The organism is Acinetobacter sp. LUNF3, from assembly GCF_022699605.1.
GTDB lineage: Bacteria > Pseudomonadota > Gammaproteobacteria > Pseudomonadales > Moraxellaceae > Acinetobacter > Acinetobacter johnsonii.
This window is the reverse complement of the sequence record NZ_CP093968.1, coordinates 1511650-1527067: the sequence shown is the minus strand read 5'-3', so window position 1 is coordinate 1527067 and position 15418 is coordinate 1511650. Positions and strand designations below refer to the sequence as shown.

The following is a 15418-nucleotide window of genomic DNA, read 5'->3' as shown; positions in this document are numbered from 1 at the left end:
AAACGTCCGAATCCACTTGGGTTAAAAGCAGTTTGTGTTATAAATAATTTACGGGTAATAACTTTAAGAACGAACGATCAATGACACAAACCGCATTAAACCAATTAAAAAGCTTAACCACCATTGTTGCCGACAGTAGCGATTTAGCGGCGATTAACCAATTTCGTCCGCTCGATGCAACCACCAATCCATCTCTAATTACAGCCGCTGCAAGTCAACCTGAAAATAAGGAATTAATTGAAGATGCTTTCGCTCAAGCCAAAGCTGAAGGCTTAGAAGATGACTTACTTATTGAACGCACAATCGACATTCTTACCGTCAAATTTGGTGTTCAAATTCTCAAGTTGATTGAAGGTCGTGTTTCCACAGAAGTGGATGCAGCGTTGTCTTATGATACCAATGCCACCATTGAAAAAGCCAAAGAGCTGCTGGCGCTATATAAAAACTACGGCGTAGATCAGGATCGTATTTTAATTAAAATTGCTTCGACATGGGCAGGCATTCAAGCAGCGAAAGTGCTGGAAGCTGAAGGCATCCATACCAACTTAACGCTTTTGTTTGGTGTGCATCAAGCACATGCTTGTGCGGAAGCGAATGTCACTTTAATCTCACCTTTTGTTGGACGTATTTTAGATTGGTACAAAAAGGCCGAAGGCGTGGACAGCTATCCCGTTGAAAAAGACCCTGGCGTACTTTCTGTGAAGCAAATTTACCAGTTCTATAAAGCACATGGGGTTAAAACAGAAATTATGGGCGCAAGCTTCCGGAGCATTGACCAAGTGTTGGGACTAGCTGGCTGTGACCTGCTGACTGTTGCACCTAATTTATTGGCTGCACTTGAACAAGACACGCGTGAAGTCAAAGCACAACTGTCAGCAAGTGATATTGCACCAGCGACAACTGCACTTAACGCACTCGGTGAAACTGAGTTTAGAGATCAAATTGAACATGACCTCATGGCAACGCAACTGCTACAAGGGGGGATTGATGGATTTATTAAAGCTCGTCAACAACTGAACACACTGTTACGTCAGTCTTTTGGTTTAGATGAAGAAATTTCGGCTTAACTTGATTTTTCTTCTTTTAAAAGCCGATTTTGTTATCATGCAACATCGGCTTTTTTATTGAGAATACGTTGTGTTTGGTATTATCGACATCGGTACTTATATCATCGGTACAATTCTAATTGTGATTTTGCCAGGCCCAAATTCTCTTTATGTGATGTCTATCGCCTCACGATTTGGTATTAAGACGGGGTACTGGGGTGCACTAGGTGTTTTCACAGGCGATTTGATCCTCATTCTATGTACCGTGCTGGGTGCAGCATCTCTTTTACATGCTTTTCCTTGGCTGTTTATTTTATTAAAAATTGTAGGTGCACTCTATCTGTCATATTTAGGTATAAAACTCTTGATTGCAGGAGTCAAAACCTGGAGCTCTAGCCCACAACAGCTTGCAGCAAGTACAGATCAGAGCACTTTACAAACCTTGTATCCTTTTCGCTCAGCGCTGACCATTAGCCTTTTAAACCCAAAAGCTATTTTGTTTTATCTGTCTTTTTTTGTTCAGTTTGTCGACCCAAATTATGCTTACCCAGCACTGAGCTTTGCCTTACTTTCCATTATTCTACAAATCATCAGTATGGCCTATCTTAGTATCCTGATTTTTTCAGGTATTAAGCTGGCGAGCTATTTCAATCGTCAGTTTAAAGTTGCAGCCGTTGCGGTGGCGACCGTCGGTCTGCTGTTTTGTGGCTTCGGCTTAAAACTGGCACTTTCTACACTGTAATTTTCGTGAATAATCTCATTATTTTCGATAAAAAATCCATAGTGTGCTGTTTTATTTTTCAAGAACCAGCGTATGATCCTCGAACAATAGTAATTTTCACTCATTCAAATTATGTTTTGATCTTCATGCAAAAATTATTTCAAGATTTCTCAGTTCCAGCTGTATTCGCAGGTTTTATTACCTTCCTCATTGGCATTAGTGTGTCTTCAGTCTTGGTCATTCAATCCGCCCAAGTCTTAGGTGCAAATACCGCGCAAATCAACTCATGGTTCTGGGCTTTAGGTCTAGGTATTGGTTTGAGTGGCCTGCTTTTATCTTGGAAACTTAAATATCCTGTATCGACCTCATGGTCTACGGCAGCACTGGCCTTAATTATTGCGACAGGCAGTGGTTATAGTTTGCATGAAGCGATTGGCGCATTTTTGGTCTGTGGTTTGGTTACTGCCATTTTGGGCTTTTTCGGTATCTTTGAAAAAGTACTGACGTATATCCCTCAAAGCCTAACCAGTGCCATGCTGGCAGGTGTGTTATTGAAGTTTGGTATTTCATTGTTCGCCAGTATGCAAGATCATTGGGGTTTTATTTTATCCATGCTAGCGGCCTATATTGTTTCTAAGCGACTTACTCCACGTTATTGCATTGTCATTACAGTGATTGCAGGCTTGTTACTCTGCCCTTTATTCTTAGACTTCCATACGCCTCAAATCACATGGAGCCTAGCGCAACCTGTTTGGATGACGCCTGAATTTAGTATGTCTGCTATTTTAGGTTTAGCGCTGCCTTTATTTGTGATCAATATGGCATCGCAATACTTACCGGGTATTGCCATGATTAAAAGCTATGGCTATAACCCCCACGTCAATCAACTGATTGGTTGGACGGGTACCGCTCAAGCCTTACTCGCACCCTTTGGCTGTTATAGTGTCAATACCGCAGCAATTAGTGCTGCCGTCAGTTTAGATGAACAAGTTCACCCTGATCCATCGAAACGTTATATTGCGGGCATGAGCTGCGGTTTCTTCTACATCTTAATGGGACTATTCGCAGCCACCCTGACCAGTCTTTTGCTGTCTTTCCCTGCGATTTTTATTACAGCCTTGGCTGGTATTGCTTTGTTTGGCACGATTAGTCATAACATCGCGATTGCATTTGAAGCGGTATCAGACCGTGAAGCTGCGCTCATGACGTTCTTATTCAGCGCATCTGGGGTACAGTTCTTTGGTATTGGCTCTGCCTTTTGGGGACTACTCTTTGGTTTTGCAGTTATGCTTATATTTAAATTTAAAGCCAAAAAAGTTTAAGCCCTCATACAAAAAGCACCCTCGATGGGTGCTTTTTTTATTGTTAAATATTGCTAACTTGAAAAATTAATGCTGATAACTTCGTTGAATCAATTCTTGCTTAAGTTGCATCGTCTCAGACAGATTTTCCACCTCAGTAAATGCTGTGAGCCAAATGCCATCTGCAGCATAGCGCAAAATTTTAAGTTCCAAGTCATTGTCTGTATCCTGATGTCGCGCTAAACGTTTTTCTAGCCACTCAATCCAATACTCATTAAAGGTACGATCCGTCAGCATAATCATCGAAATAGCTGACCAAGAATGCTCCAAGCCTAGCACCTGCTTTTCCAAAGTAATCTCGATATAGGCTCGGGTAAAGCAACCATAACGATCACGGTCTTGACTAATCAACTCATCGACTACAGGATCTAATTGTTCAAGCTGTTCCACAACCATCGCTTCTAGTAGCTTTTGTTTGTTTGGAAAATGATGAAAAACGCCACCCTTACTCACGCCAACCAAATCAGCCACTGCTTGTATGGAGACCCCAGTCACGCCTTTTTCAGCAGCTAAACAGATCGCATGTTGTAGAATACTTTGGCGAACCTGTTCCGGTGCCTTTTTACGTGGACTTGCTTGTTGCATCGAACTTAATGCCCTGTTGAGTTTGAAAATAAGTTAATTACGACCACACCAGAAACAATCAGTGCAATACCGATCATTGCTGCAAAATCTAGACTTTGTCGGAAAACAAAGTAACCAATCAGAGCGGTTAAAACAATACCAACACCCGCCCAAATCGCATAAGCAATACCCAATGGAATCACTTTAATCACTTGAGACAATAAATAAAATGCCAACGAAAATAAAACTACCACCGCCAGTGAAGGCAATAGCTTGGTAAAACCTTCCGACTTTACCAAAAAAGTTGAACCAATCACTTCAGAAATAATTGCCATCGCCAGCAAAGCATAAGCCATTAATATAGGATTCATCAGAAACTCAACAATAAACATACCAATCGGTCGGTATGTTATTAAAATAGCAAAAACTAAACAAGGCTTTCTGCATACTTTTTTATTTTGTTTCAGTCGGTATTGAGGTCTGTTTTATAAAATCAATGGTTCGATCAAAGGTGATCTGGCTGGCTTGTTTGCTCATCATGAACTGATATTCATGCACCAAAAACTCCTTAGAGTCTGGGTAGAAAGCCTCTGTGACTGCAATCTGATGCTGCTTCAACACCTCGACGAAAGGTAAAGACTGGCTCTTGGTTAAAAAGTCTTTATTTCCTCCACTGATAAAGACAGGTGGATACTGTGGCGTAATATGTTCACTGGTTGAAATTGACTTTAAAAACTCTGCATCCTCTTTACGCTCCCCTGTATAAGCTTGTACCAAGTTATAAACGCCCCATTCAATAAGCCTGAGTTCCTCAGGAGCCGTGTTTACAAAGCGATATAAGTCATAAATACCACAATGCAAAATTAGCCCTTTAAGCTGTTTCGGCTGAATGCTCGGCTTAAAATTGGATGCTTGAGCAAATGCGGGATTCGTCAAAAGTGCAGCATAATGACTGGCAATATTGGCTCCAGCAGAGTCTCCTGCTAAATACAGTTGGTTCGGGTTAATATGATACTGAGCAGCATTCAATTGTAAGAAATTCAGTGCATGATCGACTTGATGTAACTGAGTGGGATAAATAGCCTCAGGTGCAAACTGATACTCTACCGAGACCACGTTAAAGCCTTGATTAGCTAAAAGCTTAAAATAACCTCGCGCATGCTCTTTTGACCCCGAAACCCATCCGCCGCCATGAACCCAAACCACTGTAGGCACTGTGTTTAATTGTTCAATACTTTTGGGTTGATAGATATCAACATTCAGCTCAGGGCTAACTTGATATGGAATATTATTGTGTACGATGACATCGGGAGGCGCAAAGCGATCTAGCATTTTCATTTGAATATTGGTTGCGGTGTTAAATGTACCCGCAATCAGTTTGGTGTTCTTTTCTACACTTTGACACGCGCTCAATAGCACAATTATGAAAACAGTACTAAGCACTTTTATTATTGATTGAAAAATCATACTGTTCGGCCCCACCTTTTTTTCAAATGATTCTAATACAATCTCTATCACATCGCATAATTAAACAGGTCTCATTTCAGCCTCATTTAAACACTAGAAGCATCTTTTAAAGAATATTGCTTTAAATCTGAAACTTGAGTTTTTCACTCAAGATTTTGGACACGTAAATCGGCTTTTTTTTGAATTATTTTCTTTAAATTTCATGAATTTTCAATTTTTAGCCCGATCAAAATTGAACATTTAATGGCAGTGTGTTATCAATAAATTAAGAACTAAATCTTATACAAAAAGGAGTCCCTCTGATGGCTTACCAACATATTTTAGTCCCTGTTGACGGTTCACAAATTTCTTTTTCTGCGGTTAAGCAAGCGGCTGAAATTGCCAAAGTTTTTGGCAGTCAACTCACATTGATTAGCTTAGTTGCTGAAGACCCTCTCAAAGATGCTGATTTTTACTATACTTCTCCAATCATGAAAGACTATTTCATACAAGCCTACAACAATGCTGAGAAAGCCCTTCAGGATGCAGTTCAAATTGCACAAGAACAAGGTATAACAGCACAGTCTAAAATCATCAAAGGTGAAGTCTCTGAAGATGCTGTGGTCGAAGCGGCCGCTTCACTAAAAAACGACCTAATTGTGATGGGTTCACATGGCCGTAAAGGCTTTCAAAAATTCCTATTAGGCAGCTTTGCTCAAGATGTTCTCAAGTCTACTGAGCTCCCAGTTCTCATTGTTAAAGCTTAATCAACTATAACGCGTCTTTATATGAATCGATTTCGCATGTACTGCAAAATGATCCGCAAAAAGACGTACCCTTAAGGAGAAAATAATGAGCTACAAACACATTTTGGTTGCCGTCGATGAATCCCCGATGTCTTATGCTGCTGTTGAACAAGCACTTGAGTTGGCCAAGGATTTAAATAGTCGTGTAACGCTCATGAGTGTGATTGCGGTCGATCCATTTGTCGGTGTCGACTTCTATAAAGTTGCACCAGCCATCACCGACTATTTCCTACATGCTGAAAAAGTCGCTCAAGACCGTTTAGCCGAAGTAAAGCTCTCATTTGACCGCGATGAAATTGAGGTGGATACCAAAGTGATTCGCGGCATCTCTCCTTCTGAAGGTATTATTCATGTGGCCGATGAAGTCGGTGCAGACCTAATTTTGATGGGCTCACATGGCCGAACAGGTTTTAAAAAGATGATGCTAGGTAGTGTGGCGCAAAATGTTCTCACACAGTCTCCGATACCTGTGCTGATCGTAAAAGTTTAAGTATTATTTTAAACAAAAAAGACTGCCGAAGCAGTCTTTTTTGTTTGGCAGAACTCGTTCACGTCATTAGCTTTTACTAATCTGCTGATGCAAATTTTGCAAATAATGCTCTGCTGCCGACTGTTGCATAAAGGTTTTTTGAAATAAACCCGAAGCCTGATGGTTATGCGGGCTATACTCAACATTGACTTGAAATGTTCCCAGTTCAGCACTTTTCGCAATACGAATAGCAATAATATGAACGGTATTTAAATAAAAGCCATCTTCAATTTTAACTAACATATCTATTTACACTCTACATGTTTATCTGCCCAATAGCCTGTATACATAAGCCGAAAAAAATACAGAATATTGAGCTAATCATCTGTTATGCCATAACATTATACCCATAAAATGCGATTCATTTCACACTATTCACATGAATGTTCATTATTTATAAAAATACCAATGTGAGCTCTTCATGCTGTCATTCTTCAGTTCGCATAAAAAAAGCCAGTCTACTGACTGGCGTTTTTTATGCGTAGATCAGTTAAATACTTAACATACTGCTTAAAGTTTCACTGACATTTTTAGATTTCACTTGTGGTTTTAAAGCCTCAAGCTTTGCTTTCACTTCGCTACGCTGTGGCTCTGCCAATGTGTACCAACGTGACAAAACTTGAAGTAAACGAGAACCAACTATTGGGTTTTTCTCATCTAAATATTTTGCCAGTCCAATGAAATGATCCACACCAAAACTCCATGTGTTCACTGGGTTTGCATTTAAGCCACCACTCACTGAACGAATGCGGTTCGGTACGCCCAAATCATAATCGACATGAGAAGTGAGGTATTGAATGGTTTCCGTAGTAGCACAAGGATGTGCCGCTTGAAGTGTGAACCACTGATCTAGTGACAAAGCCTCATCTTTAAAACGTAGATAAAAATCACGTAAAGCCGCTTCTGCTTGCGGTGCATCATTCCACACTAAAACACGTAATGCACCTAAACGCTCAGACATATTGCCTGTAGCTTCATATTGCTGATATGCCAGCTCAAAAGCGGTTTCATCACCTTGGCGTGCCATCATACTGAGCATGATGTTTTTCAGCGCACGGACTCCCATGGCTTGTGAGAACTCTTTTTGCAAATCTGGGTCTAAAGCCAAATACGTGTCTTTACAGAACTCACCTAACTCACGTGCCAGTTTTTCAATTAAAGCATTACGCTGTTCTTGGATCTTCGCAGGTTCGTAGTCAGTGTCAATACGACTACCTAAATAACCTTCACTTGGCACATCAAATAAACGTGATGCCAAGAGTGGATCTTGTTCAACAAGATCTGGCAGCGTGTTTTTAATGGCTTGAATATAAATATGCGCATCATGACCATTGAGTAAAATACGCTCAAGCAGTGTTTGCGTTGCTTGCCATTGGTTAAAACCATTGGTTTCGTATTGAATCAGGAACGCCAACTCTTCATCGGTATAGTTAAATTCTAAGTTGACGGGCGCAGAAAAATTACGCAGTAATGACACGACAGGTTTCATGCTTAAACCGTTAAACACAATGCTGGCTTGGTCTTGATCGAAAAGATACACACCGTCTTTGACAGCATTTTCAAATAAACTGTCTGAGTTTAAAACCAATTGCTCACCTGTTGCAGCATCGAACAGCGCTAAAGCGACAGGGATTGGAACAGCTTTTAGATTCGGATACTTAGGATGTGCTTTTAAACTTTGCTTAAAGTTTAAAGTATAGGTTTGTGCAGCAGCATCATAATGGCCTTCAGCTTCTAACTTTGGTGTACCTGATTGGTTATACCATGTTAAGAAATTGGATAAATCTACGCCTGAACCTGCGGTTAAAGCGGCTACCCAGTCTTCAACTGTCACAGCTTGACCATCATGGCGTTCAAAGTATTCATCAGTTCCTTTACGGAATTTTTCTTTACCTAATAAGGTTGCCATCATGCGGTTAATTTCAGCACCTTTTTCGTAGACCGTTGCAGTATAAAAGTTATTGATTTCCACAAAATGGTCTGGACGCGGTGGATGAGACAATGGGCCTGAATCTTCTGGGAACTGATGCGCTTTGAGTACCGCAACGTCGTCAATACGTTGAACCGCAGCCGACTGCAAATCTTCTGAGAAAGATTGATCACGGAAAACTGTTAAGCCTTCTTTTAAACACAATTGGAACCAATCACGGCAAGTAATGCGGTTACCTGTCCAATTATGGAAGTATTCATGGGCAATGACCGACTGCACACGCATAATCGCAGCATCTGTCGTATATTCTTCATCCGCCAAAACACATGACGTATTAAAAATGTTGAGACCTTTATTTTCCATCGCACCCATGTTGAAAGCACTGGTAGCCACAATCATATAGTTGTCTAAATCATAAGGACGACCATAGTGTTCTTCATCCCAACGCATTGAATGCTTTAAGGCTTCCATTGCAATATGACATTTCGGAATATCTTTTTCTTCAGCATAAATTTCCAAAGCCACATCACGGCCTTCAGAGGTCACATAACGGTCTTTTAAAACAGCCAAATCACCAATCACACAAGCAAACAAATACGCTGGTTTTTTGGTTGGATCTTGCCAAATGGTATAGTGACGACCTTCGCCTGCCTCGCCCGCTTCAATCAAGTTACCATTAGCAAGGAGCACTGGATATTTTTTATCGGCTTCTACACGTGTGGTGAAAACTGAAAGGACATCAGGGCGGTCTGGGTAAAAGGTAATTTTACGGAATCCTTCAGGCTCATTTTGGGTAACAAACAAATCTGATGCGGCTTGGTATAAACCTTCAAGTTGTGTATTTGACTCAGGATGAATGATCACCGATGTCTCAAGCTTGATCTGATTTGGTGCATTACGAATCACCAACTGCTCAGTATCAAGCACATATTGCTCTTGGCTGAGTTGCTGACCATTCAGCACCAAACTTTTCAGCTCTAAATCACGCCCAAGTAAAACCAAATCACCCTCAGTTTGGCGCGTCAGCTCCAGTACAGCATCAACTTTGCTATGCTCATCATAGACCTGAATATCGAGGTGAATGCTGTCTACTAAAAAAGATGGTTTTTGATAGTCTTTTAAATAGACGGTTTGATCTGCTTCAATAATTGGATTTGCCGCAATATTCATGTCATGTCCTAATGCTATTGGTCTACAGCTTTATATTGTGTATGTTTTGATCATACGACAAGTTTGCCATGCTGTCTGTGTATGTTGAATGATATTTATATGGGCACGTTGAACAAGCTTTTCAATTCTATTGTTCGTATCCCGCGCATATGGCTGTACCAATTGAATAAGAAACAGGCAACTCCTCTCATCGTGCTGTGCTTGTCTAGCAATATTTGCACCAGCCTTTAGACTTGCACAGTGCCATTAGCTCTCCGCCATTCAAACGCTGAGAAACTTAAAGACATCGATAAGATATAAAGCCAGCTCTTTTCAAATATCCAACTTAATTTTCAAATCGGCTACATTTTGTGCACAGTTTTTGCTTGTATCTAGATATGCATAGCGCATGATAAAACTTAAGCAAAACAAATAGAGGTGTGAGATGTACTTAAAAGACCATATCGTCCGCGTCGAAAATATAAAAATGCTGCAAGCAATGCATGCTGCAAAAATTGATCATAAAGTCATTGCCCTGTTCATGAGCTGTGAAGGAATGCCTTTACAAGCACATGATGTCAGCAGCATTCTAAATCACTACGACACACTAGGGACTAAAAAGTTGCCGAGCAAAAAAGTTCAAGCCATGATTGAAGCTAAAAAACTAGGTATGGAAGATGACTCTCTACCTTGCCCCGTTTAAATTCTACTAGTCCAAAAAATACGGTGCATGCCGTATTTTTTTTGCCCTATATTCGCCACTGCGTTGCTTCACCCATCTAGCGTTTACAAAGCACCTCTGCTTGTTCAATTACACTGCAATTTACAACGCCTTTCTGAAATTTTAGCGTGTATAATTTGAGAAAATCCTGAGTTTCAAATTCATCTTATGTCGCTTCAAATTTTGCACAAACAACTTGATGAAAGCACGCCTTGTCCACTTTGTCAGGCGGCCATGTTTTGGGTGGATGCTGAACAATACGACAAAGAAATTAACTTTCATGAATGTAGCCACTGCCAACATCGTGTTTTTAGCAATTCAAATCTAAATTGCCACTGCGACAGTTGCTTAGCGCAGCGCAAAAAAATATTGAAAGAAACTCGTCAGCAAGAACAACGTAAAACCAAAACCAAGGACATTTATGAGTTTGAACTGGGTCAACTCAGTTTTATGCATAAATTATTTTTATTGGCCCTGTTAGATGACTACGCACAAGAACATACACAGCATCAAGAGTTTATTGATTGGGAACAGATCAAATATTTTAGCATCACTCCCAATTATCTCTTTCAAAATAGCCTCGTCAAACAACTGGTAAAAGAACAGATCCTCGTTGCCAAAGATTTTGCCAGTGAAGCCCACCAGTATTATATTAATGTGCGTTTGGACGGCTATTCTGAACCCAGCCTATTTAGTGTTACGCAGCAGTTACGCTATTGGTTTTATGAAAATCTTAGCCTTGGTGTGCCTTTTAAGACTGCGGATGAAGTCAAAAATGCCTTGTACCAATTGCTCTATCAGGAAATTATCCAATTTATGCAGTTTTACTGTCGTACTTGGGGCATTCAAATTGCAGGAAATAACAGCTTCCAAGTGTTTTGTTATCGTTTACTCGATGTACTCGCGGTCGGACAAATTTATTATTTAATCCAAACTGCATTGGAGTATTTATATGAACGTAAAGCCTTACAACCCAGAAATGAAAACTTCATCAACACCAATTTGTTGAAAAAAACTTTACAACAATACCGTGAACGCAGTGTGGCTGAAAAATGGGAAACTTCAACGCTGCCTCGACCGCATAACCTACCATTCAGCAAAATGAGCGAAGTCTTATTTTTCCGCTTTTTAGGCTATGACGAAGCTATTTTCTTCCAGCCTGTCTCTCGTTCATGGCAAAAAATTGAGCCGCGTTTAAGCTTCTACTCACAAAAACGCTGTATGTACTGCGGTTCAAATGAGCTTACCGTAGATTATGATGCTGACCAATATGTGACTTTATTTTGTCGCAAATGTAAGCATCAAGACCACTATTTCACCAAATAAGGGCACCCACTATGACCCAGCTTTTAGACTTGTCCTTGCTTAACACAAAACAATCGATTCAAGACCAAACCGATGTCTTGGTAGCATATGTTGTTGAAGCTTGGACTGCGCTGCAAACGCAACAACCTTTGGTGCAATGTATCACCAACAGTGTGGCTGCTAACTATGCAGCCAACGTTTTATTGGCTGCGGGCGCCTCACCTGCCATGATTGATAATCCCTTTGAGGCGGAAAGTTTCACCAGTATTAGTGCAGCGCTCAGTATTAACCTAGGTACACCAACCTCTGAACAAATGCAAGCCATGCAAATCTCGGCACAAACCGCACAGCAGCAAAACATACCTTGGGTATTAGACCCTGTAGGATATGGGCCATTTTTAAAATGGCGCTCTGAAATGGTAGATCAGCTTTTAGCTTTTCAACCCACCGTTATTCGTGGCAATGCATCGGAAATCAGCACACTTGCAGGGAACCAGATCGAAACCAAAGGCGTTGACAGTACAGCAAGCAGTGCCGATGTCTACCATCAAGCAAAAACACTTTTAGCGCAGGCTGAAGTCATTGCCATTTCTGGTGAGTCTGACTATATTCTCTCAAAACAACTTGATGCTGTAATCCAAGTCAATGGTGGTTCACATTTACAACCCAAAGTTACAGCTACCGGTTGTGCCCTTGGTGCCTTGATCGCAGCCTATAGCGCAGTCACCAATCCTGTCATTGCTGCACTGTCTGCCCATGTCCACTTTGCCATTGCGGGGCAACTTGCTTATACCCAAAGCCAAAGCACAGGAAGTTTTAATGTAGCGTTTATGGATCACATTCATCAAATGAAAGCTGAAACCATTTATGAATATGCAGATATACAGCTTATCCGTACTTCAGCCTAAATAAAGTATGGCGAGAGTTTCTGCTTAGGTAACTTCTCGCCCTAAAAGCACGTTCATCGCCGCTTCTAGCAGAGTCAGCACATCTAATTTACAGATACACATTAAACCCATACCAATAAAATAATCAGGCGTATGTTGCATATAAAAGTTGATATGACGACTGGCTCGATTTCGAAGCCGAATCAATTGTTCAGGCGTGGTCTGCGGCAGTACACAAGGATGCACAAACACATCCTCACTGCGCTGTTGCACATTCACATGACGGTTTTGCATTAGATCAAGAACCTGTAAGTAATCCTTAGGCATTGGCACTTCTGCACGCGGATAAAAGCGTTTTGAACGTGAAGCAAACAGCCGATATACTTTTGGCTGCATCAAACTCGAAACAAACCATAACTGACGCGTGGGATATTTTAAACGATAACCCAAGGTCACTCGAATTGCGGATAAAAGTGTTCTGTTTTGATTTCGGTAATCAGGTAAAAAAGCTGCACGCGAGCTAAGAATATATAAAGGTTGATGCGCTGTCTTAAGCTTCAATATAGCAATAATATTTTGCCCAACTATTTTTCCGCGATGATAAAAACGAATAATTGGTAATGCCACTACATCAGGGTTATATACTAATTGATGTAGTTCTTCTTGGATTGCATTTGGGAAAATTTGTCGATCAAAAGTTTCAAGCTCTTCAAATAGAACTTGTTTTTTCTCTACTGAAAGCTTTTTAAAATCAACGACCTTTTCCATAAGTTGCATGAAGTATTTCCGTTCTTATTTTGATCACTTGTTTTACTGCTATAGTCTAAATGCAATGCTTTGATAACCATAGGGATAGAAACAAGCTGTCTTCACCAAACCGATAACGTCAAGTACGAAATACGACAGCCCAATTGCAGGCATACAATAACTACTTTTTATTTAAGTGCATAGCGCTTGTTTTATAAGCAGAAAAATGCCAGCACGAAGCTGACATTTTTCTCACAATCTATTATTGCAATGATTAAGCAGTACGATAAGTAATATTTACTGTCTTAATTCGATTTGAATCCAACTCAAGCACTTCAAAGTGAACACCACGGTAGTCCAGTTGAGTTCCAATGTGTACATCACCGTGGGTTTTATCTAAGATTAAACCAGCAACACTAATATAGCCCGCATCTTCTTCAACCAAATCGATCATCCCAAGTTCCAGTTCAAGCTGATATAAATCCAGCATGCCTGTCGCCTTCCACGTCTGATCATCAATCTTCACCAAATCAAGTTGCTCATCGGCATCGGGAAATTCTCCAGCAATCGCTTCAAATACGTCAAGCGGTGAAACAAGGCCCTGCACATTACCAAACTCATCACTCACCAAAACCAGTGAACCTTTAGACGTTCTTAGCGTATTAATCGCATCAATGACTTTCATTTTTTCAAAAATGTAAATTGGACGATGACGTTTGATCAGGTCTTTCAATTGCTCTTCATCATCTAAGACATCAAGCAATTCTTTGGCGCGCGCAATACTGATCACTTTATCCAAACTACCGCGGCACACTGGAAATAAACTGTGCGGTACAGACAATACCTGTTCACGAATTTTCTCAGGTGAATCATCAAGATTGACCCACGAAATTTGACTACGCGGTGTCATGATCGACGCGACTGAACGTTCAGCCAACGTCAATACACCGCCAATCATATAACGTTCTTCATCCGCAAAAGTTTCTTGCGCTTGAAGCTGATCAGGGTCTTCAGCTTGGAGCTTGCCACCCATGAGTTTTAAAATAGAATCCGCAGTACGATGACGCAGAGGAATTTTCGCTTCATGTTTTGCCGCATTGCGCTCACCAAATTGGTTAAAGGCTTCAATTGCAATGGCAACACCAATACCCGAATAGATATAACCTTTAGGAATGTGGAAGCCAAAACCTTCCGCAATCAGGCTGATACCAATCAACAGTAAGAAGCTTAAACACAAGATGACCACAGTCGGATGACGGTTTACAAAAGTCATTAATGGTTTCGACGCCAACAGCATGACCACCATTGCAACGACCATAGCCACCATCATCACATTAATGTTGTCGACCATACCAATCGCGGTAATCACCGAATCTAGTGAGAACACCGCATCAAGGATCACAATCTGTGCCACAACTGCGGTGAAACCTGCGTAGACCACATTGGTGGTCAGCTTAACTTCTGGCTTACCTTCAATTTTTTCATGCAATTCGGTAACGGCTTTATACACTAGGAATAAGCCACCAAATAAAAGAATCAAATCTCGCCCAGAGAATGTCCAATCCAATACAGTAATCAGCGGTCGAGTCAATGTAACTAACCAAGTGATGATAAACAGCAAGCCCAGACGCATTAAAAGTGCAAGCGACAGACCAATGACACGCGCTTTATCGCGTTGCTCAGGGGGAAGTTTTTCAGCCAAAATGGCAATAAAGACTAGGTTATCAATACCTAAAACAATTTCTAATATAATAAGCGTAAGTAAACTTACCCATATTCCCGGATCTAATAAAAATTCCATTATTTTATTACCCCAGAATTATGTTTCTGTTTTAAAAGCATAGACCTGCACGGCGACGGATCCATATTTGTGACCTGTTCAACTAAAGATGAAATAATTATGCCTGAGATGTTTGGCTTGTAATAATTTTTTTATGGTTTTTAACAAAATTTTAATATTCGACCACTTATTATGCAAAAAATACATAAAAATATCGAAATCTCTGTTCGAAATTTTGTCACTTAATGCCAATTGTCGCATTCTCTAAAGATTAGACGCGGCGGTCATTTTTTAGTTTTTCTAATAAAACACATCTTAAAATAAAAACCAAATTATTGTTTTTATTTAATTATTTATTTTAATAATAGTTAAAAAATATCAATTCACTACAATTATGATTTTAATAAATGACACTTTTTGTTAAAA

The 15418-nt window shown here is 40.3% G+C and carries 15 protein-coding genes; 8 read left to right on the top strand and 7 right to left on the bottom strand.

Annotation, left to right across the window (positions count from 1 at the left end; translation table 11 throughout):
• Positions 1–80: 80 nt before the first annotated feature.
• The 3 genes from tal to MN200_RS07490 all read left to right on the top strand — a co-directional run bounded on the left by tal (position 81) and on the right by MN200_RS07490 (position 3089).
• Positions 81–1067: a transaldolase gene (tal, locus tag MN200_RS07500; protein WP_242760467.1), complete on the top strand. Its 987-nt coding sequence runs from the start codon at positions 81–83 to the stop codon at positions 1065–1067.
• A 70-nt stretch (positions 1068–1137) separates the two neighbouring features.
• The gene (gene leuE / locus MN200_RS07495) at positions 1138–1788 is read left to right on the top strand and encodes a leucine efflux protein LeuE (RefSeq protein ID WP_184118365.1); all 651 of its coding nucleotides are present in this window, start codon (positions 1138–1140) and stop codon (positions 1786–1788) included.
• Between the two features lie 125 nt (positions 1789–1913).
• Positions 1914–3089 (top strand): benzoate/H(+) symporter BenE family transporter, encoded by a 1176-nt coding sequence (locus MN200_RS07490; RefSeq protein WP_058869719.1) that lies wholly within the window; start codon positions 1914–1916, stop codon positions 3087–3089.
• A 66-nt stretch (positions 3090–3155) separates the two neighbouring features.
• Here the strand turns inward: MN200_RS07490 and MN200_RS07485 are convergent, their stop codons facing one another.
• The 3 genes from MN200_RS07485 to MN200_RS07475 form a co-directional block, all read right to left on the bottom strand.
• Entirely contained in the window at positions 3156–3713 is a 558-nt protein-coding gene (locus tag MN200_RS07485) for a TetR/AcrR family transcriptional regulator (protein WP_058869720.1), read from the bottom strand.
• 5 nt (positions 3714–3718) lie between these two features.
• The gene (locus MN200_RS07480) at positions 3719–4063 is read right to left on the bottom strand and encodes an SMR family transporter (RefSeq protein ID WP_005401176.1); all 345 of its coding nucleotides are present in this window, start codon (positions 4061–4063) and stop codon (positions 3719–3721) included.
• Positions 4064–4145: 82 nt separating this feature from the next.
• The gene (locus MN200_RS07475) at positions 4146–5159 is read right to left on the bottom strand and encodes an alpha/beta hydrolase (RefSeq protein ID WP_058869766.1); all 1014 of its coding nucleotides are present in this window, start codon (positions 5157–5159) and stop codon (positions 4146–4148) included.
• 302 nt (positions 5160–5461) lie between these two features.
• Here MN200_RS07475 and MN200_RS07470 point away from each other — a divergent pair, with 302 nt between their 5' ends.
• Together MN200_RS07470 and MN200_RS07465 are read left to right on the top strand one after the other, a co-directional pair.
• The gene (locus tag MN200_RS07470; RefSeq protein WP_058869721.1) at positions 5462–5905 is read left to right on the top strand and encodes a universal stress protein; all 444 of its coding nucleotides are present in this window, start codon (positions 5462–5464) and stop codon (positions 5903–5905) included.
• An 85-nt stretch (positions 5906–5990) separates the two neighbouring features.
• Positions 5991–6434 carry a universal stress protein gene (locus MN200_RS07465; protein ID WP_004696899.1) on the top strand — a complete coding sequence of 148 codons (444 nt, stop codon included), beginning with the start codon at positions 5991–5993 and terminating at the stop codon, positions 6432–6434.
• Positions 6435–6500: 66 nt separating this feature from the next.
• Here MN200_RS07465 and MN200_RS07460 read toward each other — a convergent pair whose 3' ends face one another.
• Both MN200_RS07460 and pepN read right to left on the bottom strand, forming a co-directional pair.
• The gene (locus MN200_RS07460; RefSeq protein ID WP_004696898.1) at positions 6501–6716 is read right to left on the bottom strand and encodes a hypothetical protein; all 216 of its coding nucleotides are present in this window, start codon (positions 6714–6716) and stop codon (positions 6501–6503) included.
• Positions 6717–6963: 247 nt separating this feature from the next.
• The gene (gene pepN, locus MN200_RS07455; RefSeq protein ID WP_242760465.1) at positions 6964–9573 is read right to left on the bottom strand and encodes an aminopeptidase N; all 2610 of its coding nucleotides are present in this window, start codon (positions 9571–9573) and stop codon (positions 6964–6966) included.
• 424 nt (positions 9574–9997) lie between these two features.
• Between pepN and MN200_RS07450 the strand changes: the two genes are divergently transcribed.
• The 3 genes from MN200_RS07450 (at position 9998) to thiM (ending at position 12486) form a co-directional block, all read left to right on the top strand.
• Positions 9998–10255, top strand: coding sequence for a hypothetical protein (locus MN200_RS07450; protein ID WP_058869723.1), 258 nt, complete (start codon positions 9998–10000; stop codon positions 10253–10255).
• A gap of 186 nt (positions 10256–10441) precedes the next feature.
• Positions 10442–11599 (top strand): hypothetical protein, encoded by a 1158-nt coding sequence (locus tag MN200_RS07445; protein ID WP_017397110.1) that lies wholly within the window; start codon positions 10442–10444, stop codon positions 11597–11599.
• 11 nt (positions 11600–11610) lie between these two features.
• The gene (thiM, locus tag MN200_RS07440) at positions 11611–12486 is read left to right on the top strand and encodes a hydroxyethylthiazole kinase (RefSeq protein ID WP_058869724.1); all 876 of its coding nucleotides are present in this window, start codon (positions 11611–11613) and stop codon (positions 12484–12486) included.
• 24 nt (positions 12487–12510) lie between these two features.
• Here the strand turns inward: thiM and MN200_RS07435 are convergent, their stop codons facing one another.
• The gene (locus MN200_RS07435; protein ID WP_005401169.1) at positions 12511–13242 is read right to left on the bottom strand and encodes a hypothetical protein; all 732 of its coding nucleotides are present in this window, start codon (positions 13240–13242) and stop codon (positions 12511–12513) included.
• Between the two features lie 244 nt (positions 13243–13486).
• The gene (locus tag MN200_RS07430; protein WP_058869725.1) at positions 13487–15013 is read right to left on the bottom strand and encodes a transporter associated domain-containing protein; all 1527 of its coding nucleotides are present in this window, start codon (positions 15011–15013) and stop codon (positions 13487–13489) included.
• Between the last annotated feature and the right edge of the window lie 405 nt (positions 15014–15418).